This is a genomic window from Magnetospirillum sp. LM-5 (assembly GCF_902729445.1).
Lineage (GTDB): Bacteria > Pseudomonadota > Alphaproteobacteria > Rhodospirillales > Magnetospirillaceae > Magnetospirillum.
Map to the genome: position 1 here is coordinate 125,292 of NZ_CACVCE010000023.1, position 20,713 is coordinate 146,004.

At 68.7% G+C, this 20,713-nt stretch carries 16 protein-coding genes; 9 read left to right on the top strand and 7 right to left on the bottom strand.

Going from position 1 to position 20,713, the window contains the following annotated elements; genetic code table 11:
• Positions 1 to 10: 10 nt before the first annotated feature.
• The 4 genes from MTBLM5_RS10175 to MTBLM5_RS10190 all read left to right on the top strand — a co-directional run bounded on the left by MTBLM5_RS10175 (position 11) and on the right by MTBLM5_RS10190 (position 6,718).
• On the top strand, positions 11 to 1,027 hold the full coding sequence (locus tag MTBLM5_RS10175) for an NAD(P)/FAD-dependent oxidoreductase (protein ID WP_173976010.1): 1,017 nt from the start codon (positions 11 to 13) through the stop codon (positions 1,025 to 1,027).
• 88 nt (positions 1,028 to 1,115) lie between these two features.
• Entirely contained in the window at positions 1,116 to 2,528 is a 1,413-nt protein-coding gene (locus tag MTBLM5_RS10180) for a diguanylate cyclase (RefSeq protein ID WP_173976011.1), read from the top strand.
• 56 nt (positions 2,529 to 2,584) lie between these two features.
• Positions 2,585 to 4,318 carry a diguanylate cyclase gene (locus MTBLM5_RS10185; RefSeq protein WP_173976012.1) on the top strand — a complete coding sequence of 578 codons (1,734 nt, stop codon included), beginning with the start codon at positions 2,585 to 2,587 and terminating at the stop codon, positions 4,316 to 4,318.
• 9 nt (positions 4,319 to 4,327) lie between these two features.
• Positions 4,328 to 6,718, top strand: coding sequence for a DUF748 domain-containing protein (locus MTBLM5_RS10190; protein WP_173976013.1), 2,391 nt, complete (start codon positions 4,328 to 4,330; stop codon positions 6,716 to 6,718).
• On the opposite strand, the gene mog is transcribed toward MTBLM5_RS10190, so the two are convergent.
• Genes mog through MTBLM5_RS10210 form a run of 4 tightly spaced genes read right to left on the bottom strand, consistent with a single transcriptional unit; the run spans position 6,719 to position 11,971 of the window.
• On the bottom strand, positions 6,719 to 7,249 hold the full coding sequence (gene mog / locus MTBLM5_RS10195) for a molybdopterin adenylyltransferase (protein WP_173976014.1): 531 nt from the start codon (positions 7,247 to 7,249) through the stop codon (positions 6,719 to 6,721).
• Between the two features lie 3 nt (positions 7,250 to 7,252).
• Complete coding sequence (locus MTBLM5_RS10200; protein WP_173976015.1) at positions 7,253 to 8,005, bottom strand: YkgJ family cysteine cluster protein; 753 nt, start codon at positions 8,003 to 8,005, stop codon at positions 7,253 to 7,255.
• 10 nt (positions 8,006 to 8,015) lie between these two features.
• Positions 8,016 to 10,091, bottom strand: a complete 2,076-nt coding sequence (locus MTBLM5_RS10205) for a heparinase II/III family protein (protein WP_173976016.1) — start codon at positions 10,089 to 10,091, stop codon at positions 8,016 to 8,018.
• Positions 10,091 to 11,971 (bottom strand): nucleoside-diphosphate sugar epimerase/dehydratase, encoded by a 1,881-nt coding sequence (locus MTBLM5_RS10210; protein ID WP_173976017.1) that lies wholly within the window; start codon positions 11,969 to 11,971, stop codon positions 10,091 to 10,093. Before MTBLM5_RS10210 ends, MTBLM5_RS10205 begins: the two co-directional genes overlap by 1 nt.
• Before the next feature lie 29 nt (positions 11,972 to 12,000).
• Between MTBLM5_RS10210 and MTBLM5_RS10215 the strand changes: the two genes are divergently transcribed.
• The gene (locus MTBLM5_RS10215; RefSeq protein ID WP_173976018.1) at positions 12,001 to 13,836 is read left to right on the top strand and encodes a hypothetical protein; all 1,836 of its coding nucleotides are present in this window, start codon (positions 12,001 to 12,003) and stop codon (positions 13,834 to 13,836) included.
• A complete protein-coding gene (locus MTBLM5_RS10220) occupies positions 13,833 to 14,774 on the top strand; it encodes a glycosyltransferase family 2 protein (protein WP_173976019.1) in 942 nt (313 codons plus the stop codon). Before MTBLM5_RS10215 ends, MTBLM5_RS10220 begins: the two co-directional genes overlap by 4 nt.
• On the opposite strand, the gene MTBLM5_RS10225 is transcribed toward MTBLM5_RS10220, so the two are convergent.
• Complete coding sequence (locus MTBLM5_RS10225; protein ID WP_173976020.1) at positions 14,761 to 16,017, bottom strand: glycosyltransferase family 4 protein; 1,257 nt, start codon at positions 16,015 to 16,017, stop codon at positions 14,761 to 14,763. The two genes, MTBLM5_RS10220 and MTBLM5_RS10225, sit on opposite strands and share 14 nt — an antisense overlap.
• Positions 16,014 to 17,222 (bottom strand): O-antigen ligase, encoded by a 1,209-nt coding sequence (locus MTBLM5_RS10230; RefSeq protein WP_173976021.1) that lies wholly within the window; start codon positions 17,220 to 17,222, stop codon positions 16,014 to 16,016. Before MTBLM5_RS10230 ends, MTBLM5_RS10225 begins: the two co-directional genes overlap by 4 nt.
• 67 nt (positions 17,223 to 17,289) lie before the next feature.
• Here MTBLM5_RS10230 and asnB point away from each other — a divergent pair, with 67 nt between their 5' ends.
• The 3 genes from asnB (at position 17,290) to MTBLM5_RS10245 (ending at position 20,345) form a co-directional block, all read left to right on the top strand.
• Complete coding sequence (gene asnB, locus MTBLM5_RS10235; RefSeq protein ID WP_173976022.1) at positions 17,290 to 19,320, top strand: asparagine synthase (glutamine-hydrolyzing); 2,031 nt, start codon at positions 17,290 to 17,292, stop codon at positions 19,318 to 19,320.
• A gap of 111 nt (positions 19,321 to 19,431) precedes the next feature.
• Positions 19,432 to 19,728, top strand: a complete 297-nt coding sequence (locus MTBLM5_RS10240) for an ATPase inhibitor subunit zeta (protein WP_173976023.1) — start codon at positions 19,432 to 19,434, stop codon at positions 19,726 to 19,728.
• A gap of 14 nt (positions 19,729 to 19,742) precedes the next feature.
• Positions 19,743 to 20,345 (top strand): exopolysaccharide biosynthesis protein, encoded by a 603-nt coding sequence (locus MTBLM5_RS10245; RefSeq protein ID WP_173976024.1) that lies wholly within the window; start codon positions 19,743 to 19,745, stop codon positions 20,343 to 20,345.
• On the opposite strand, the gene MTBLM5_RS10250 is transcribed toward MTBLM5_RS10245, so the two are convergent.
• On the bottom strand, positions 20,342 to 20,710 hold the full coding sequence (locus MTBLM5_RS10250) for a histidine triad nucleotide-binding protein (RefSeq protein WP_173976025.1): 369 nt from the start codon (positions 20,708 to 20,710) through the stop codon (positions 20,342 to 20,344). The genes MTBLM5_RS10245 and MTBLM5_RS10250 overlap by 4 nt on opposite strands.
• Positions 20,711 to 20,713 lie beyond the last annotated feature (3 nt).

The following is a 20,713-nucleotide window of genomic DNA, read 5'->3' on the forward strand; positions in this document are numbered from 1 at the left end:
CTCGACCTGCATGAACTACGAAACCGACGCGGTGGTGGTGGGAGCCGGCCCGGTGGGTCTGTTCGCGGTGTTCCAATGCGGCATGGTCAAGATGCGCTGCCATCTGGTCGATGCGCTGGATGCGGTCGGCGGCCAATGCATGGCGCTGTACCCGGAAAAGCCGATCTACGACATTCCCGGCTTCGCCAGCCTGCCGGCGGCCGAGCTGATCGCCCGGCTCGAGGCCCAGGCGGCGGCCTTCAAGCCGACCATCCATCTGGGCCGCCAGATGGTCGGGCTGGACCGCGTGGCCGATTCCTGGCGCTGCACCCTGTCGGACGGCACCCAGATCACCGCCAAGGCGGTGATCGTCGCCGCCGGCTCGGGCGCCTTCGGCCCCAACCGGCCGCCCTTGGACGGCATCACCGCCTTCGAGGGCAAGGGGGCCGGCCTGGGCGTTCATTACTTCGTCGCCCGACGCGAGGATTTCCGGGGGAAGAAGGTGGTGATCGCCGGGGGCGGCGATTCCGCCGTCGATTGGGCCATCTCGCTGGCGGAACTGGCCGAGCGGGTGATGGTGGTGCACCGCCGGGCGAAGTTCCGCGCCGCCCCCGAATCCGAATCGCGCCTGAAGGACCTGGCCGATGCCGGCCGGGTCGAACTGGTGGTGCCTTATCAGCTGCATGGGCTGGAAGGCGATAACGGCCGGCTGGCGGCGGTCACCGTCGCCACCCTGGAAGGCGAGGTCCGCCGCCTGGAGGCCGACGCCCTGCTGCCGTTCTTCGGTCTGGCCACCAACCTTGGTCCGATCGCCGAATGGGGGCTGGCCATGGATCGCAACACCATCGCCGTCGATCCGGCGACCATGGCCACCAGCGCGCCCGGCATCTTCGCCGCCGGCGACATCTCGGCCTATCCCGGCAAGCTGAAGCTGATCCTGACCGGCTTCGCCGAGGCGGCCAGGGCCGCCCATTCGGCCTATGAATTCGCCCATCCCGGCGAGGCGCTGCATTTCGAGCACTCGACCAGCGCGGGCGTTCCGCGCTGATCTGGGCGTTTCTTCTTTCCGGTTGGCGTGCCAAGGGACCTCTGCGAAGATGGCTCCACGGGGGGGATTCCACGACGGATCGGGGCCGATGGCAGAGGAAAAGACCAAGCTATCCCTGAAAAAGGGCACACGCGCCAAGACCGACAGGGCCGATCCCTGGCAGGTGCTGGTGGTCGATGACGAGCCCCAGGTCCACAGCATGACCCAGGTCCTGCTGCGCGACTTCCAGTTCGAGGGCCGGCCCTTCGCCATCGTCAGCGCCCATTCGGCCGGCGAGGCCCAGGAGATCTTGAAGGCCAACCACGACATCCCGGTGGTGCTGCTGGACGTGGTGATGGAAACCGACCATGCCGGGCTGGATCTGGCCCGCATGATCCGCGAGGATTTGGGCGACCGCCGCCAGCGCATCATCCTCAGGACCGGCCAGCCGGGCGAGGCCCCGGAACGCGACGTGATGCTGGCCTACGACATCAACGATTACCGCGCCAAGACCGAGCTGACCGCGCAGAAGCTGTTCACCGCCTTGGTCGCGGCGCTTCGGTCGTGGCAGCAGATTTCCACCATCGAGCAGTTGAACGCCACCCTGGAAGCCCGGGTCGAGGAACGCACCCGCGACCTGGCCGAGGCCCGCGCCTTCGCCGAATCCCTGGTCGAATTGATGCCGCAGCCGGTGTGGTTCAAGGATGCCCAGCAGCGCTACCGTCTGACCAACCGCGCCTTCCGCGAATTGTTCGCCATCGCCCCCGACCAGTGGCACGGCATGACCGCCGCCCAGGCGCTGGGGGCGCGCATGCCGGCGCACGAAGAGGCCGGCGACCAGTCCCTGCTGGGCGGCCACCAGGCTCGCATCGAGCTCGAGACCCAACTGGTCGATGCCCGGGACCAGCAGCGCACGCTTCTGATCACCAAGGGGGTGTTCACCCAAGACGAAACGGTGCTCGGCATCATCGGCATCGCCACCGACATCAGCGAGCGCAAGGCGCTGGAAAAGGAACTGCACCGCCTGGCGGTCACCGACCCCCTGACCGGTGCGGCCAATCGTCGCCGTTTCATGGCCAGCGGCCATATCGAGATCGAGCGCGCGGCGCGTTATCAGACCCCGCTTTCGGTGGTGATGCTGGATATCGACTATTTCAAGAAGGTCAACGACACCCACGGCCACGGAATCGGCGACGAGGTGCTGCGCAAGGTCGCCGACGCGGTGCAAGGGTGCCTGCGCGAAATCGACCTTCTGGGCCGCCTGGGCGGCGAGGAATTCGCCGTGTTGTTGCCGGAAACCGGATTGGACGCGGCCGTCGCGGTGGCGGAACGCTTGCGCCGGGCCATTGGGGCGATCATCATTCCCGTGACCGGCGGCGCGCTGACGGTCACTGCCAGCTTCGGTGTCGCCGAACGCGACGCCGACGAATTGCTGTTCGACACCTTTCTTGGCCGCGCCGACGGGGCCTTGTATCGGGCCAAGGAATCGGGGCGCGACCGGGTGGATGCCTGTCGGCCATAAGGGGACGGGCCGCCTTCCAGGGGGATGGAAGGATCGGCCGAGAAAGGGGTATGGACATGGAACCGGGCCAGAACATCATCGATCTCGCCACGGAACGGCGACGCCGGGGACCGCGCTTCGACGGCGAGATGATGCAGATTCTCGAGGTCAGCCGCGACCTGATCTGCCTGTGCCGGGCGGGCGCCATCACCGCCATCAACGGGGCGGGCGCCCGCATGCTGGGCGGCAAGACCACCGAGGAATTGATCGGGCGGCGCATGGCCGAATTCCTGATCCCCGAATACGGCCCGGTGCTGGACCTGTTCCTGGCCGGCATGGCCAGCGAAGACCGGCCGGTGCCCACCCGCATCCAGCGCCTTGACGGCTTGACCCGCGATGTCGAGCTGCAGGTGCACCGCGCCCGCGAGATCGCCGCCGACGCGACGGTGGTGACCTGCCGCGACATCACCAAGGAAGGCAAGCTGGCCGGCTCGGCGCAAGACAGCGATTCCCGCTTCCACCTGCTGGTCGACAATTCGATGAACCTGGTCTGCCATGTGGTGGGCGGGGTGATCCGCTATGTCAACCAGTCGGGCCTGAAGATGCTGGGCGCGGCCGAGCCCGAGGCGGTGCTGGGCCGCCGCCTCGAGGAGATCTTCCATCCCGATTACGCCGATCTGTTGAAGGGCGAGATGATCGAGACGGCGATCGCCGAGGATGCCTCGGTGCCGCTCAGGCTGCACCGTCTGGATGGCTCGAACTTCGACGCCATCGTCAAGATCGCCAAATTGCCGTCGCGCACCGGCCTGGAGCTGATGGTCGAGGCGCGCGACATCACCGCCCACAACCGCGCGGTGATGGCCCTGCGCCGCGCCAACGAAACGCTGGAGATGCGAGTGGTCAGCCGCACCCGCGAACTGGCCGAGCAACGCGCCAAGGCCGAGGAGATGCGTCAGATCGCCGATGCCGCCCGACGCTTCACCGAACGGTTGACCGATACCCTGCCCAGCCCGGTGTGGTTCCGCGACGCCCGCGGCAACATCCAAAGCACCAACCGCGCCTTCCGCGACCTGTTCGGCCCGGGCGACGGCGCCGCCGTCCTGCCCGACGAAGACGCGATCTCGGACGTCGAACTGATGGCCGGAACCATCGAACGGACCAGCTTCGAGGCGGCGATCCTGCTGCCGGGCGGCGGCCGCCTGGACGGGCTGTTCCTGAAGACCGCGTTTTGCGACGAGGAAGGTCGCCCGGTCGGCACCATCGGCATCATGACCGACATCTCGGATCGCAAGGTGATGGAGCGCGAGCTGCGCCGCCTGGCCACCACCGATCCGCTGACCGGCGCCCACAATCGCCGCAACATCTTGTCCCTGACCACCAACGAGATGGAACGTTGCCTGCGCTATGGACACGAGATGTCGGTGCTGATGCTGGATGTCGATTTCTTCAAGATGATCAACGACCGACACGGCCACGCCACCGGCGACGAGGCGCTGAAGGCCTTGGTCGCGGTGTGCAAGGATTCGCTGCGCGACATCGACGCCATCGGCCGCATGGGCGGCGAGGAATTCGCCATCATGCTGCCCGAGACCGGGCTGTCCGGCGCGCTTGAGGTGGCCGAGCGGCTGCGGGCCAATATCGCGGCGTTGCGACTGAAGCTGGCCGATGGCGACACCATGGGCATCACCGCCAGCATCGGCTTGACCACCTGCCGCCCCGTGGACGTGGCGGTCGATATCTTGCTGAACCGCGCCGACCAGGCGCTGTACCGCGCCAAGGAATCGGGGCGCAACCGGGTCGAAGCGGGCTAGAGGCCGCCGGTGACCGGGCGTCGGCAGGCAATCTGGTGGGGGGCGGCGGCACTGGTGCTGGCGGCCCTGGCCGGGCTGGCCCATTGGGGGCCGGATGCCGGCCTGCGCTGGGCGTTGAACCGCGTCCTGCATCAAATGGGCTGGACCCAGGTGGCCATCGCCCATGCCGATTTGTCGCTGTTCAACGGCGCCATCGTCGTCAAAAGCATGGAAGCCGGGCCCAGCCTGGGCCGTGCTCTCGGCATCGACGGGCTGGATTTGCGGTTCCGCTGGAGGCCGCTTTTGTCGAAGCGGGTCGAGGTCGAACGGCTGGACCTGTCGGGGGTCACGGTCGAGGCGCGCCGCGTCGGCTCGGCCATCGAGGTCAACGGATTGCCGGTCGCCGCCAGTGGCGGCGCCGGCGGCGAGTCCTGGAGCTTCGACATCGCCGCCCTGGCCCTGACCAACAGCACCTTCCACCTGTTCGACGGGGCGTTCAAGGCGACCATCGCCATCGACCGCTTCGACCTGACCGACCTGAAGAGCTGGGCGCCGGACCAGCCGGCCCGCTTTCGCCTGGCCGGGCGGATCAACGGCGCGCCGCTGACCCTGTCGGGCCACGCCACCCCGTTCGCCGACCGGCCGGCGCTGGCCGTGACCCTCGACATCGCCCGGTTCGATCTGGGCAGCCTGGCCGAGCTGGCCAAAGGCGCCGGCATCACCCCGCCGAGCGGTGTGCTTGACGCGCGCATCAGCGTCGAGGGCCAACCGGACAGCCTGGCCGCCGAGGGTCGTTTCGCGGTGGCTGGCGCCGCCCTGGCCTGGGACGGCGGTCGCATCTCGGCCGAGCGCCTGGAATGGACCGGCACGGCATCGCTGGCCACCCGGGCCTTGGCGGGCAAAAGCGTGATCGACAATCTGCGGGTCGTCACCGGCGACATGACCATCGCCAATCGCCGTCTGACCATCGACGGCACCCTGATGCCGGCCAAGGCCTTCGGCATCCTGCCGCCGCTGGCCGGTCGGGCCGAGATGGTGGCCGACGGGGTGTCGATCCTTCAGCCGGACCGGGAATGGCTGAGCGCCGACCGGATCGACGCCCGCGGCATCCAACTGGCCGCCGGTCAGCCGGCGACCATTGGCCGGATCGACTTTCGCATGCTGTCGGCCTTGGCCGGCAGGGGCGCCGAGGCCTTTCCCCGCCGGGTCGAAAGCCGTCAGGTCGGGCTGGAAGGGCTCAGCGTCGATCCCGATGGTCGGGTGACGATGGCCGCGGCCAACCTCACCGGCGCGCTGATCAGGGTGACGCGGCTGAAGACCGGCTGGGTCGGGTTGGGCCAGGGCGATGACGGCGGCGGCGAGATGCCGTCCTTCGCCGTCGGCCGGCTGCGCATCGACGGCCGCTCGCGCCTGGAATACGAGGACCGCGTCCCCTCCGAGCCGGTGCGGGTGGCCCTGGACGGGCTGGACCTGACCGCCAAGGACCTCGACAGCACGCGGCCCGGCCGCGACAGCCCGTTCACCCTGAAGGCCCGGCTGGGCGAGGGCCGCATCACGGCCTCGGGTGATATAAGGCCGTTCGCCGATTCCTTCGCCGGCCGCGTCACCGTCACCGCGCGGGCCATCGACTTGCCGGTGCTGTCGCCCTATGCCGCCGATGTGCTGGGGGTGCATCTGCATACCGGCCAGTTGGACGCCGACATCAAGGCCAGCACCGACAACGGTCGCCTGACCGGTCAGTTGGAATTGACCCTGACCCGGCTTTACGTCGCCCAGCCCGACCCCAACGCCAAGCTGGCCAAGCAGGCCGACATGCCCATCGAGACGGTGCTGGACCTTTTGCGCGATTCCGAGGGCCGCATCCGCCTGACCATCCCGGTCAAGGGCGAGCTGGCCAATCCCGATTTCGACGTGTCCGACGCCGTCGGCCAGGCGGTGGCCGGCGCCCTGAAATCGACGGTGTTGACCACGCTGAAGGTGGCCTTTCCGGTCGCCGCCCTGATCGGGCTGGTGATCGACGAGGCGGAAAAGCCCCGCCTGGGGCTGGAGCCGTTGCGCTTCGCCGCCGGCTCCAACCAACTGGAAGGCCCGGCGCTCGAGCAGTTGGGAACGGTCGGCGGCCTGTTGCGCCAGCGTCCGGGGCTGAGATTGTCGGTGTGCGGCACCGCCGACACCCACGAGGATTGGAGCGCGCTGATCCGCGCCGGCAGTCTGCTGGCCCGCCTGCAGACCCTGGTCGGCAAGGAACCGGCCACGCCCCCCGACTCCGAACGGCTGCTGGCGCTGGCCGATTCGCGCGCCCAGGCCGCCAAGACCTATCTGGTCGAACGCGCCGGCATCGATCCCGGCCGCCTGTTCACCTGCCGCTCGCGGGTCGATTCCGACAAGAATGCGCCGCCCGGCGTGCTGCTGCTGTTGTAATTATTTCTGCTTGGGTCGGAAGGCCTGGCACACGGACGGGTCGGTTTCCAGGAACGGGCCGCCGACCAGGTCGATGCAATAGGGGATGGCCTGCATCACCGCGCCCAGGCAATCGGCGATGGCGCTGGGCTTGCCGGGCAGGTTGACGATCAAGCTGGCGCCGCGAATGCCGGCGGTCTGGCGCGACAAGATGGCGGTCGGCACCACCTTCAGGCTTTCCATCCGCATCAGCTCGCCGAAGCCCGGCATCATCTTTTCGCACACCGCCTGGGTCGCCTCGGGGGTGACGTCGCGCTTGGCCGGGCCGGTGCCGCCGGTGGTCAGGATCAGGCAGCATCCTTCCCGGTCGGCGAGGTCGCGCAAGGTCGCCTCGATGGTCGGCTGGTCGTCGGGGATCAGGCGGCTGATGGCTTGCCACGGGCTGACCAGCGCCTTGGTGATCCAATCCACCATCGCCGGCCCGCCCAGATCCTGATAAACGCCGGTCGAGGCGCGGTCGGACACGGTGACGAAACCGATCTTGGCATTCATGGCTTAAGTCCTCGACAGGCGGGTCAGGTCGGCCGACCAACTGGTATAGCGGGCGTGATAATCGGCCTGGCCGGGATCGGCGGCGGTACGGGCGGCGAACGCGTCCAGGACCGGGCGTTGACGGGATGCCACCAGGGCGGCGTCGGTGCCGGCCAATTGGCGCAGCAATGGTCCGAAGCCCATCACCACGTTGCCGCCGGCCTGGGTGGCGGTCTGGGCCAGGATCTGGCCCATGCGCGGCTCGGCCTGCATCACCCTGGCGGCGAAGGCGCGGATGGCGGGCTGGTCGGCGAGCAGGGCATCGTGTTCGGCCCGCCAGTCGGTGTCATCGACGATCATGTCGTCTTGAAGCACCACCGGCGCCTTCTCGCCTGCGTCGCACTCCCAGCCGGGCCGAGGTGTCAGCAGGTCGGCCTGGTTGTCGGGTTCGCGCCAGCCGACCAGCGGCATGGTGCGGCAGCGGATCGGCTTGGTGTGGTGAATGCCGCACAGTCCGTCGGATTGCAGTTCGGGGCAGCGGAAGCTGGGCGGGATATAGGCGGTCGGCGCCACCCGCACCGGTAACAGCCGGCCCGGACCGACGGGGATCAGCAGGCCGACCCCGGCGCCGGGCTCGCGGCCGGGGGTGGCGCGAAGCGGCGACCACACCACCGCCAACGGGAAGCGGACAGCATGGGCCAGCGCCTCGGGGATGGTGAGCGGCACCCAGCCGAAGCAGCATTTGCCGCAGGCGGTGCAGGAAAATCGCGTGTCCATGGGTTCAGTCCTACAGCCCTGCGGGCGGGTTTGGCAAGCCGTAGCCGGCCGAGAACGGCACCGTCAGACCCCACAACCGGGCCAGCTGGTCGGGCGAGGTCACGAGGTGGTGGCCGGGCGCCAGATGGCCGGCGCTGTCCTCGATGACGATACGGCCGGGCTCGATGGCCACCCGGCGGGTCACCGGTTGGCCGAAGCCGTGGTGGGTTCCGACGAATTCATCGGCGGTGAAGCGGATCGGCTGTGCCCGGGCGCGGTCCTCCAGGCGGAACGGGGCCAGCAAAGTCGCCGGCTCGCGCTCACCCAGGCGCGGCGCGAAATGGGCCAGGACCGAGCGATAGCGATTGCGGATCGATAGGTCGGGGGTATAGACGCCGGTGCCCGGGTCGGTGGCCCAGCCGATGCCGTCGATCTCGATCTCGACCGCCAGCTGGTCGTTATGGGCGTGGCCGCCATTGCCGTTCTGGCCCACCGGGCCACAGCGCACCGCGATGAATGTCCTGTCGTTTCGCCACAGGAACAATCCGAATTCCGGAGTGGCGATGGCGGTCAGGCCATCCAGCGCCGTCGGATCGGGCGGCACGATCTCGAGCCGGATGGCCGGGGTGAAGACGGCATTCCCGTCCGGCCAGACGGCGGAAGGAATGGCAACATCGACCGGGCCGCCGGACAACTGGCGGACCAGTTCGGTCTCGAGGGCGGCCCGTGGCGGGGCGGTCAGGTCCACCCGCACCAGCCCCTGGGCGGCGGCGATCAGCCCGCCCGGGTCCAGCCCGTCCAGACCGGGGGTCAGGATCAGGAAGCGGCCGGAATCGTTGTCGCCGATCTGGGCCATGCGGCCCGACGGCATGGTCGTATCGAAAGCGAAACGGGCAGCGCCGGCCAAGCGGGCCAGGCATTCGGGACCGAAGGGCGGCCAGGCAAGGGGGCCGGGCGGCAAGGCAGGCTGGCGCCGCCACAGGCGGTGATCATAGAAGGTGACGCGGCGCGCTTCGGGCAGGCCGTTGATCATCGCCACCGTATGGATGGCCATTTCCGCCGACAGGCGGTGATAGGCGATCGAGGCCTCGAAATTGGCGCCTTGGGCATCGAACTGACGGGGGATTTCCACCTGCAGCCAGCGGATCGCCAGGGCCAGATAGATGTCGGTCTCGGGGGTGGCGGGCAGGGTGGCGGCAATCCAGGCCAGGCCGCAGATGTCGGCCAGGAAGTGGTTGCCGCGATGGGCCTCGTTCCATTCCAGATGGCCGGCGACATGGCGGGCATGGGCCAGCAGGGCGGTGGCGACGAACGAGTGAAAGTCCTCGTCGAAGGTGGCGCCGCAGGCCTGGAACAGGTCCAGCGCCACGATGATGTTGACGGCGCGGATCGCCACATCCATCGGGCAGGCCCAGTTGACCCCCCAGCCGGGCGGGTTGGCGGCCAGGAAGTCCAGCACCTGGTCGTGGAACTCGACGGCCAGGCGCCGGTCGCCGTCCAGTCCGTAGGCCAGGGCCAGACCGGGCAGGTGTTGCAGCCGGGCCAGTTCCCACGGCACCTTGACGTCGACGCCCGGCTTGTGGCCATAGGCCACGCTGGGGCCGAAGGTGTCGGGCTGCCAGCGATAGCCCGACTTGAAATCCACATGCCAGTCGATCGGGCGGTAATCGGGATTGGTCAGGCAATCCAGCAGGATCATCACCTGCACCCGGTTGCCCGGCGTGGCCTGGGCGACGATGGCCGCCTTCCAGTCGGCGCCCAGCGCCCGGCCCGGTCCATAGCGATGGCGGCCGAAGCCGGCAAAGCGCGCCCCGTGCGCGACCACCACCGGCCCCGATCCCAACAGGTCGAAGCGATGCGCCAGCACATCGGCGGCCAGCACCCGCAAGGAATCGGCATTGGCCTCCAGCATGGCGCGGTCGGGGGCGTGGAAGCGACGGATCAGCGCGCCCCTGACCTGCTCGGGCGGCGGGAAGGTGCTTTGGCGGCGCAGCATCTTGCCGACCAGCCGCCGGCCGATTGTTCTGGTGGCGTAACGGATGGTCTTGGCCGCCGCGTCGGCGGGCGACATGGTGAGGGCGTGGCGGATCAGGTGGGCCAGCGACATCAGGGCCGCGGGGAATATTCGGGCACCAGCCGGCGCAGGCGGGCGATGGCGGCCGGGGCGTCGTGGGCGCGGCATTCGCCTTCCAGGCTGTGCAGTTCGGCGGCCAGTTCGGCCACATCGACCGAGCGGGGCGTGGCCACCAGGATGCCTTCGCGGTCGGTGGCGACCGGCGGCTCGGCGCCGTGGAAGATTTCCTCGAACAATTTCTCGCCGGGGCGCAGGCCGGTGAAGGCGATCTTGATGTCGATGTCGGGGCGCAGTCCGGCCAGCCGGATCATCTGGCGGGCCAGGTGGACGATGCGGACCGGCTCGCCCATATCCAGCACGAAGATCTTGCCGCGATAATCGGGATGGGCATCGCCGAAGGCCGAGGCCTGCAGGACCAGTTCGACCGCCTCGCGCACCGTCATGAAATAGCGGGTCATCTCGGGGTCGGTGACGGTCAGCGGCCCGCCCTCGGCCAGCTGCTTCTGGAACAGCGGCACCACCGAGCCGGTCGAGCCCAGCACGTTGCCGAACCGCACGGTGACATAGCGGGTGCTGATGCCCGACAGGTCAAGGGCCTGGGCGTACATCTCGGCGACGCGCTTGGACGCCCCCATGACATTGGTCGGGTTGACCGCCTTGTCGGTCGAGATCTGCACCATCAGCCGGACGCCGTGGGCGGCGCAGGCATCGGCGACGTTGCGGGTGCCGACGGCGTTGGTCAGCAGGCCCTCGTCGGGATTCCATTCCACCATCGGAACGTGCTTCAGGGCGGCGGCGTGGAACACCAGCTCGGGCCGGTGGGTGCGCATGGCGGCCTCGATCCGGGTGGCGTCGCGGACATCGCCCAGCACCGGGTGACGCGCCAGTTCGGGGTGGCGGCCGGCCATTTCCAGGTCGATAGCGTAAAGATTGAACTCGCACGCCTCGAACAGCACCAGGCTTTCGGGCGCCCAATCGGATATCTGGCGCACCAGCTCCGAGCCGATGGATCCCCCGGCGCCGGTCACCAGCACGCGCTTGCCCTTGATCAGGGCCTCCATGCCCTCGCGGTCCAGCACGGTCTGCGGCCGGCCCAGCAGGTCCTCGACGGCGATCGGGCGGATGGTCAGCTTGTCCTCGAGCCCGTCCTTCAGGTCGGTCAGGCGGGGAATGCGGGCCAGCGGCAGGCCCAGGCGGTCGGCCTGGTCCAGCAGGCGGCGCATCTCGCCGCCATCCAGGCGGTGGTCGGTGACGATCAGCCGCTGCGGCTGGGTGCCGGCGGCTTTCAGCCGGGCCATCACCGCGTCCAGCTCGGCGGTCGAGCCCAGCACGTCGATGCCGTGGATGTTGCGCCCGACCCGGCCGCCGCCATCCGAGATCAGGCCGATGGCCCGATACTCGGCGTCGGGGGCCATGGTGGCGCGGATGAACAGCTCGGCCTCGTCGCCGGCGCCGACCAGCAGGACCGGAACCCGGGTGCCGCCAGCGGCGTTCTTGGCCGAGCGGCGGCGATCCTTCCACGACCGATACAGAAAGCGCGGGCCGCCCAGCAGGGCCAGCAGCACGAACCAATTGATCACCGGCACCGAGCGCGGCAGGTCCTGCAGGCGGGTGACCAGGAACATCAGCACGGTGAAGATCAGGATGGTCAGGGTGGCGCCGCGGGTCAGCGTCATCAGATCGTTGACCGAGGCATAGCGCCACACCCCCTTGTACATCTTCGACATCAGGAAGGCGGCGGCGGCGGTCAGGGTGAAGGCCATCGTGGCGGTCGCCATCATGGTGGCGTCCCAGCCGGGCATCGCCAATTCGCCCTGACGCAGATAGACGGCGGCCAGGAACGACAGGGCGGCCATGATCACGTCATGGGCGAAGGCGACATGGCCACGGTGCAGAATCGGTTTCACACGCATGATCGGATCATTAGCGGACTTGGCCTTTGATGTCCAAGGCGATTCCGCTACTTTCTGGCCCGATGGAAACCGTATTCGCCTTTTTTCCCGACATCGGCCAGGCCATCGGCCTGCTTGCCGTCCTGGCCGCCGCCGCGGCCCTGGCGGTGCTTGGCGCCGCCCTGGGCGGCACCACCTGGCGCGAGACCGACCTGGCCGCCGGCTGGGGGCTGGGCGCCGCCCTGCTGACCCTGGTGGGCGGCACCTTCGGCTGGCCGCTGACCGGGCTGGCCGCCGGGCTGGCGGTGGCGGTCGCGGGCGGTGCGTGGTGGCTGGGGCGCCGTTCCCAGCCGCCGGTGGCGCCGGGCGCGGTGCTGGCGGTGGCTTTGGTCCTGCCGCTGCTGGTGGTGGTGGCGGCGATGGTGCCGTCGCAATGGGACGAATTTTCGCAATGGCTGTGGAACGCCGCCTATCTGGTCGAGCACGACCGGGTGCCGCGCCAGGGGCTGGCGGCCCACCCGGGCAGTTTCCCGGCCTATCCGTTCGGCGCCGCCCTGCTGCCCTATCTGGCCTCGCGCCTGGCCGGCGGCCTGGTCGAACAGGCCGGCGCCCTGGGCAATGTCTTGCTGCTGGCCTCGTTCGGTCTGGTCATGGCCCGGATCATGGCCGACAGCCAGGGATTGTCCCGGCCCGGCCCGGCTTTGGTGGCGGCAGGCTTGCTGCTGGCCACCCTGGCCGGCCCCAGCTTCGTTGCCAAGGTGGCGCTGACCGCCTATGCCGATGCCGGAACGGCGGTGCTGCTGGCGCTGGGGGCCTTTCTGGGGTGGGCGTCCATCGAGGCGCTGGCCGCCGGCCGCGACGGGCAGGCGCGCGCCCTGGCGTGGAAGGCCAGCCTGGTCCTGGCCGGAATGGTCGCCTTCAAGCAATCCAATCTGGTTCTGCTGGTGCTGCTGGGCGGGGCCATCGCCGTGGCTTTCCTGCAAGAGACCCGGATCGGGCGGGGTGCGGCGCTGGGTCATCTGATCGTGATCCTCGCCCTGCCGGTGCTGGTGCTGATGCTGTGGCGCAGCCACGTCGCGACCCATCTGCCGGGGGCGGAATTCACCGTACGGCCGCTCGCCCACTGGTCGCTGGACCTGTTGCCCGACATCCTTGCCAGCATGGGACACGTCGCGCTCAACAAGGGTGGTCATTTCGGGTCCATGGCGATGGTGGCTTTGCTGGGGGCGCGGGCCTTGTGGCGCCGCCGCCCGGGGCCTGAACGGCTGGTGGCCATCGCCGCCCTGGTGACCCTGGGCTATCAGGCCTTCCTGCTGTTCGCCTATGTCGCCGCCTTCGATCGTTACGAGGCCGCCGCCGCCGCCTCCTATTGGCGCTACAACCTGCATGTCGGTGCCCTGCTGACCCTGGCCCTGGTGGCCTGGGTGGCTTACCGGCGCCATTGGCGCGGCCGGGCGTGGATCGGCTGGCTGGCGGTGGCGCTGGTGGTGGCCGGCCCCGCCCTGCTGGCGCCCCGCATCCGTTTCGATCGCGAGCCCCCCAAACCGTTCCTGCGCCATGTCGCCCAGCAGGCGGCGCCGGCCTTGGGCGCAGGTGACCGGGTGGCGGTGGTCGATCTGACCGATTCCGGGCAAACCTGGCTGGCCATGCGCTGGTCGTTACGGGGAAGCCGGGCGCGGGTCGATGGGCTGTTCAACATGGCCGACGCCGATGCGGCTTTGGTCGCGGCCCGCCTGGCCGGGTACACCCATCTGATCATCCGCCGCGCCACCCCGGCCGTCGAGAGTGCGGTGGGCATCGACATGGCGGCCGGTCAGGCGATGCTGTTGCAACGAAGCCACGAGGGGTGGATCATCCTCAAGCGCTGGAACGGGGACAAGCCATGATCGTTGCCGCCATCCTGCCCTGTTATCGGGTTTCCGGTCAGATCGCGGCGGTGATCCGGGCGATCGGGCCGGAATTCACCCACATCGTCGTGGTCGATGATTGCTGCCCGGAATCCTCGGGCGAGGTGGCCGCCGCCATCGGCGATCCCCGGGTGACGGTGGTGAAGCGCGCCCGCAATGGCGGCGTCGGCGCCGCCATGGTCGATGGCTATCGCACCGCCCTGGCGCTGGGCGCCGACATCCTGGTCAAGATCGACGGCGACGGCCAGATGGCGCCGGCCGACGCCGCCCGCCTGATCCGGCCGCTGACCGAGGGCGAGGCCGACTATGCCAAGGGCAACCGCTTCCGTGACTTCAAGGCCCTGGCGGCGATGCCGCCCACGCGGTTGTTCGGCAATTCGGTTCTGTCGTTCCTGGTCAAGGCGGCGTCGGGCTATTGGACGGTGATGGACCCGACCAACGGATTCACCGCCATCCGCCGCGAGGTTCTTGAGGCGCTGATGCTGGAACGCCTTGATTCAGGCTATTTTTTCGAGATCGACCTATTGTGCCGGCTCTATCTGGTCGAAGCGGTGGTGGTCGATGTCGCCCTGCCGGCCCGCTATGGCGACGAGACCAGCTCGCTGTCGGTGGCGCGGGTGGCGCGGCAATTTCCGGCCAAATTGGGCCGCGCCTTCCTGCGCCGATTGCTGCTGCGCTATTTCGTCCACGACTTCAACATGGCGTCGATCTACCTGCTGCTGGCGGTGCCCATGCTGCTTTTTGGCGGAATCGCTGGGGTTTTCGAGTGGGTCCGCTCGGTCGAAAGCGGTCAGGTACGTTCGGCCGGCACGGTGATGCTGGTGGCGATGCCGGTGATCCTTGGCTTGCAACTTCTTTTGCAGTCAATCGCCATCGACATTGCGGCGGTTCCGAAACGATTCGTTAAGAATCGATGAAGCCAGCCCGGTCGCGGCTGGTTCCGTCAACCGCAAGTTCCAGGACATCCATGAAGCGCTGGGCCTGATAGGCGCGGGAATGGCTGTTTGCCGCCGTTCTGCTGGCCTCGGCCAAGGTGGTGCGCAAGGCGCTGTCGTCAACCAATTGCCGGGCCGCATCCGCAAGTTGTTGCGGCCGGGCGGCCGGGACCCACAAACCGGCCCGGTCGGACTGGATGATGCGGCTGGCTTCGCCCTCGGGGGCGACCAGCAGCAGGGGCAGGCCCATGCCCATGGCCTCGAAAATCTTCGACGGGATCACCTCGGCGAAGGCGGGATCGTCCTTCAGGTGGATCAGGGCGGCGTCGCACAACGACCAGATGCGCGGCATCATCTCCTTGGGCTGCATGCCCTGGAACACCACGTTGGGCAGGGTGCGCCGCGCCGCTTCGTCCATCAGCATCTGCCGCTCGGCGCCGGCGCCGACGAACAGGAAGCGGATGCGGTCGTCACCCTTCAATATCTCGGCGGCGTTCAGCACGTTGATCAGTCCGTGCGCCATGCCGTGGGTGCCGACATAGCCCAGCACGAACTTGCCCGCCAGGCCCCATTGTTCGGCCAGTTCGGAATCGCGCGGGCGGGGGGCGTAGCGCGGCAGATCGACGCCGTTGATCACCACCGCGATCTTTTCCGGCGGTATGGCGCGGCGGACCAGATCGGCCTTGAAGGCATGGGTCAGGGCGACCACCGCGGCCGCGCGGCGGTACAAGAACAGCTCTATTGCTTCCAGGGCGCGGATCACCGGGCTTTCGCGCATGGCGCCAACGGCGGTGATCGAGCGCGGCCACAGATCGCCCAGTTCGAAGATGAAGGGGACGCGGCGGGTGGCGGACAGCGCCCAGCCGCCGATCGCCGCGAAGAATTGCGGGCTGGTGGCGACGATCACGTCGGGGCGGGACTCGAACAGGCCGGCGCCATAGGCGGTGATCATGAAGCTGACGAAATCAAGGGTGCGCTTGGCGAAGCCCTCGTTGGCGCTGATATAGGTCTTGACCCGCACCACCCGCATGCCATCGACGTCCTGGACCTGGCGCCAGCGGTTCTGCCAGCCGTCGAACAGGCGGCCTTGCGGGAAATTGGGCGCCGAGGTCAGGATGGTGACCCGGTGCCCGGCCTTGACCCAGTAAAGGGCGCGTTCATAGACACGGGTGGCGGCGGCGTTGGTCTCGGGCGGGAAGTTCTCGGTCAGGAACAAGATGTTCATGCGGACGTGCCTTCGCTGCTGGGCGCGCACAGGGCGGCGATGATCCACAGGGCCGAGACCCACCAGCTTTGCCAGATGCCATAGCTGACCGAGGCCACCGCCAGCGTTGCCGTCAGACAGGCCAGGTTCGCCGGCCGGCGGTCACGGGTGGCCTGGCCGACCAGCAGCAGGATCAGGGCGACGCCGACCATGCCCAGTTCCAGCCAGATCTGCAAAAGGGCGTTATGCGGGTGCAACGGTAGGCGCGTGCCGGTCAGGCTGCCCTTGTCGATTCCGGCCGGCGTGATCCATTGGGTGTCCAGGCGCTCCTCGGCGCCGGGAATCACCCGCGAGGATTCCATGCCCCAGCCGAGCAGGGGGTGCTCGGCGGCCTTGGTGCTGCTGAACTGCCAGACCGCCAGGCGGTGATGGGCCGAAATCGGCAGCCAGTCCAGGCTGGTGAAGCTGGCCGGCGGAATGGGCAGGCGTGGCGCCAGCGTCACCAGGGCCAGCACCAGGGCGGCGGTGGCGACGACCACCAGCCGGGCCGCCCATTGGGGTGACCAGGTGGCGATGCCATAGACGACCGATCCGGCCAACACCGCCAAGATGGCGGCCAGGCTGTCGCCGGCCAGGATGACCGCGCCGATCACCGCCAGCGGGATGAAGCCGCGCTTGCGGCCCTGCCGCTCGGTCAGCCAGCCGACCAGCGGCCACACCGCCAAAGCCAGGATGGTGGCGCCGCGATTGAATTGCGACTTGGCGCCCGGCGGCAGCGGCTTCATGCCGCGCACCTCGAACAGAAGCCCCGACAGGCTGTTGCTGGTCAGGTATTCGACGCTCAGGATCAAGGCGGCGACCAGCGAGCCGATCATCAACCCGGTCATCAATCCGTCGCGCTCGAGGCGGTCCAGGCTGCGGGCGGCAAGAATGCCGGCGGTCCCCACCACGACCATGCCACCCAGCCGCGCCGCGGAACCCAACGCCATCAGCGGCACCGGCGACCACAAGGCCGACAGGGCCGCCCAGGCGAACAACAGAATGGAAAGGGCGGCCACCGGCCATCCGGCGACCGGGTCGGCGCGGCGCGACCACAGCCGCGCCAGCGCCAGTACTCCCAGCAATCCCGCCAATGGCGCCATCCCGTTGGCGGCCAGGACCGCCAGCGGCGGCAGGATCAGGCCGGCCGCGAACAGCAACAAGCGGGAGGGCGAGGTGGTGGTCATGATGGCCGGACCATATCAGCGAGCCGACCGGTTGCCAACCCGCCGGGCATGGCCTAGAAAGGCTGCCATGTGCGGCATCGCAGGCCTTCTTCACCCCCCAGGCGCCGGTTCGGTCGAGCCGGGGCTGCTGGCCGGCATGAGTGCCGCGATCACCCATCGCGGCCCCGACGGCGCAGGGATGTGGCTGTCCGACGACCGTGCCGTCGGCTTGGCCCATCGGCGGCTGTCGATCCTGGACCTGTCGGACGGGGCGGCCCAGCCCATGGCCAACGAGGATGGCTCCGTCCGCGTCACCTTCAACGGCGAGATCTACAACCACGTCCCCCTTCGCCGGCAATTGGAGCAGGCCGGCCATCGCTTCGCCTCCGACCATTCCGACACCGAGGTCCTGGTGCACGGTTTCGAGGAATGGGGCATCGACGGACTGCTGGAACGTCTGGACGGCATGTTCGCCTTCGCCCTGTGGGACCAGGCCGGCGCCACGCTGCATCTGGCGCGCGACCGCATGGGCATCAAGCCGCTTTATTTCGCCCGCATCGACGGCGCCTGGGCCTTCGCCTCGGAAATCAAGGCGCTGCTGGCCCATCCCCGGCTGGTGCGCGACGTCTGCGCGCCGGCTTTGTGGCACACCTTGTCGTTCCTGACCGCGCCGGCGCCGTTGACCTTGTTCGAAGGGGTGTTCAAGCTGCCGGCCGGCCATCGGCTGGGCATCACCGCCGCCGGCGCCTTGGCGGCCAAGCGCTGGTGGCGGCCACTGCCCGGGCGGACGCAATCGCCGGGCCACGTCTCGGCCGCCGCCCGGCGCGACTATTTCGTCACCGGCATCCGGTCGCGTCTGGAAGCGGCGGTCGCCAGCCATCTGGCCGCCGATGTTCCGGTCGGCGCCTTCCTGTCGGGCGGCATCGATTCCTCCAGCCTGGTGGCGCTGATGAGCCGGCTGGCCGGCGACCGGGTCAACACCTTCACCGTCGGCTTTAGCGATCACACCCATCTGAACGAGCTGGACTGGGCCGAGCGGGTGGCGCGTGAATTTTCCACCCGGCACCATGTCGTCACCCTGGCCGCCCCCGAGATGGAGGCCTATCTGGACGAGCTGATCCACACCCAGGACGAGCCGATCGCCGATTGGGTCTGCATCCCGCTGCATTTCGTCTCGGAACTGGTGCGCAAGAGCGGGGTCAAGGTGGTGATGGTCGGCGAGGGCGCCGACGAATTGTTCTGCGGCTATGCCAGTTGGATGAGCTGGCTGGATGTGCACCGGCGGGCCTGGGGGCCGTGGCGGCGCTGGCTGCCCCGGCCGTTGCGCGCCCTGGCCGCCGGGCTGACCGCGCCGCTTTCCTGGGCCCGGCCCGATCTGGCCAGCCGGTTGGACATCCTGGACCGCGCCGCCCAGCCCGACGGCGAGCTGTTCTGGGGCGGCGCCGTGTCGCTGTGGGAAGGCCAGAAGGCGGCCTTGGTGCCGGACAACCGGGCCTTCGCCGGCTCGCCCGCCGCCCAGGCGCTGGTCGCCACCGGCCTGCTGCCCGACGAGTGGCTGGACCCCGACAGCGCCAAGGTGCCGGGCTGGGTGCTGGGCGGCTTCGACCATGTCCGTCCCGGCAGCGACCAATTGACCCGCATGGCCCATCTGGACCTCAGCCTGCGGCTGCCGGAATTGCTGCTGATGCGGGTCGACAAGATCGCCATGGCCAGTTCGCTGGAAGCCCGGGTGCCGTTCCTCGATCATCATCTGGTGGATTTCGCCATGGACATCCCCCAGGCCGACAAGGTGGCGGGCGGGGCCAAGGATCTGTTGAAGCAGGCGGTGCGGGGGCTTATTCCCGACGCCGTGATTGACCGGCCCAAGATGGGGTTCGGCGCGCCGATGGCGCATTGGCTGCGGGGGGGCTTCGGCGCCAAGGCCCGCGCCGAGATCTTATCGTCGTCGCTGCTGGATCGCTTCGGCTTCTCGAAGAAGGCGGTGGCGGCGATGATCGACGACCACATCGCCGGCCGGCGCGATGCCTCGCTGCCGATCTGGGTGCTGTGGAACATCACCGCCTGGAACCGCCGCTGGATCGGCGAGGCGCCCAAAGCCCGGGGCGGCTGCTGCGGTTGATAGGAAATTCCTATCAATTCAATATCATTTCCCGGCCTTTACTTGTCAGTCTTTGGGCCCACTTCCATTTTCGACGCGGGATCACAGCCGCCGACGACGATGGAGGACACGATGAACGGATTCATGATCGCCCGTGACGGCAAGGCCAAGCTGGACGAGGACGCCGCCTTCAAGGCCAGGGTCCGGGGTGTGCGGCGGATGGGCCAGTGGGCTGCCGAGCGGCTGGGGCTGGCGGGCCAGGCGGCGACCGACTATGCGAAGTCCCTGGTCGAGGCCGATTTCGAACTGCCCGGCGACGATGACGTCGTCGCCAAGCTGCTGCTGGACCTGCCGCAGGGCAGCGTCACGGCCGACCAGTTGCACGCCCAATTGGCCCTTTGCCTGGCCGCCGAGGACGGCCCGGCCTGATCGCCGAGACCAAGATGAAGGGTAAGGACCGATCGCTGGCCTTGACGGTGGCCGGCTTGCGCAGGCTAGGCGGGGATGGCGATGCCACCCTCGCCCAGGCTGCCGACCGGCTGGCCGAGCGTTCGGCCCTGCTTCCGCTTCTGCCGCTGGCGGTGTTGGGGATGGTCCCGTCGCCCGGCATCCCCCTGGGATTGATGTGCGGCCTGCTGGTGATGTGGCTCAGTCTGGCCCACCTGACCGGACGGCGCCACGGAAGCCTGCCGTCCATCCTGGGTGGACGCCGCCTGCCGCAGCCGGTGATGGACGCGGCCTTGCGGCGATTGGTGCCGCTGTTGCGCCGGATCGAGCGCCGGTCGGCCGCCCGGCTGACGGTGCTGGCCAGCGGCGGCGGCGCCGTTCTCGCCACCCTGGCTTTGGCGGGGCAAGGCATGATGCTGGCCCTGCCGATTCCTTTCGGCAATGTCCCGCCGGGCCTGGCCATCCTGGCCTTGAGCGCCGGCCTGATCTGGCGCGACGGAATCGCCATCCTGGTCGGCTATGGCCTGTCCATCGCTTCGTTCGCCATTCTGGGCGGCCTGCTGTGGGGTGGCGGTCTGACGCTGTCCCATTTCTTTTAAGCCGATCTCTCCGGCAGCATGTGGCCCAGCTTGCGGCCGCCGAAGATGTGGACATGCAGGTGCGGCACTTCCTGGTGGCCGTTGGCGCCGATATTGGCCAGCATGCGCCAGCCATCCTCGGCCACGCCAGCCTCGGCGGCAAGCTTGCCCACGGTCCGGAACAGGGCGGCGATCTCGGCGTCACTGGCCTTGGCGGTGAAGTCGTTCATCGACACATAGGCGCCCTTGGGGATCACCAGGATATGGGTCGGCGCCAGCGGGTTGATGTCGTGGAAGGCCAGGACGAACTCGTCCTCATAGACTTTCTTGCAGGGAATTTCCCCACGCAGGATGCGGGCGAAGACGTTGTTCGGATCATAGGTCATGGC

What these genes read in the sequence shown, in the direction of transcription:
- MTBLM5_RS10175 (WP_173976010.1), top strand. Translation starts at nt 11, where the DNA reads ATGAACTACGAAACCGACGCGGTGGTGGTGGGAGCCGGCCCGGTGGGT.
- MTBLM5_RS10180 (WP_173976011.1), top strand. Translation starts at nt 1,116, where the DNA reads ATGGCAGAGGAAAAGACCAAGCTATCCCTGAAAAAGGGCACACGCGCC.
- MTBLM5_RS10185 (WP_173976012.1), top strand. Translation starts at nt 2,585, where the DNA reads ATGGAACCGGGCCAGAACATCATCGATCTCGCCACGGAACGGCGACGC.
- mog (WP_173976014.1), bottom strand. Translation starts at nt 7,249, where the DNA reads ATGAATGCCAAGATCGGTTTCGTCACCGTGTCCGACCGCGCCTCGACC.
- MTBLM5_RS10200 (WP_173976015.1), bottom strand. Translation starts at nt 8,005, where the DNA reads ATGGACACGCGATTTTCCTGCACCGCCTGCGGCAAATGCTGCTTCGGC.
- MTBLM5_RS10205 (WP_173976016.1), bottom strand. Translation starts at nt 10,091, where the DNA reads ATGTCGCTGGCCCACCTGATCCGCCACGCCCTCACCATGTCGCCCGCC.
- MTBLM5_RS10210 (WP_173976017.1), bottom strand. Translation starts at nt 11,971, where the DNA reads ATGCGTGTGAAACCGATTCTGCACCGTGGCCATGTCGCCTTCGCCCAT.
- MTBLM5_RS10215 (WP_173976018.1), top strand. Translation starts at nt 12,001, where the DNA reads ATGTCCAAGGCGATTCCGCTACTTTCTGGCCCGATGGAAACCGTATTC.
- MTBLM5_RS10220 (WP_173976019.1), top strand. Translation starts at nt 13,833, where the DNA reads ATGATCGTTGCCGCCATCCTGCCCTGTTATCGGGTTTCCGGTCAGATC.
- MTBLM5_RS10225 (WP_173976020.1), bottom strand. Translation starts at nt 16,017, where the DNA reads ATGAACATCTTGTTCCTGACCGAGAACTTCCCGCCCGAGACCAACGCC.
- MTBLM5_RS10230 (WP_173976021.1), bottom strand. Translation starts at nt 17,222, where the DNA reads ATGACCACCACCTCGCCCTCCCGCTTGTTGCTGTTCGCGGCCGGCCTG.
- asnB (WP_173976022.1), top strand. Translation starts at nt 17,290, where the DNA reads ATGTGCGGCATCGCAGGCCTTCTTCACCCCCCAGGCGCCGGTTCGGTC.
- MTBLM5_RS10240 (WP_173976023.1), top strand. Translation starts at nt 19,432, where the DNA reads ATGAACGGATTCATGATCGCCCGTGACGGCAAGGCCAAGCTGGACGAG.
- MTBLM5_RS10245 (WP_173976024.1), top strand. Translation starts at nt 19,743, where the DNA reads ATGAAGGGTAAGGACCGATCGCTGGCCTTGACGGTGGCCGGCTTGCGC.
- MTBLM5_RS10250 (WP_173976025.1), bottom strand. Translation starts at nt 20,710, where the DNA reads ATGACCTATGATCCGAACAACGTCTTCGCCCGCATCCTGCGTGGGGAA.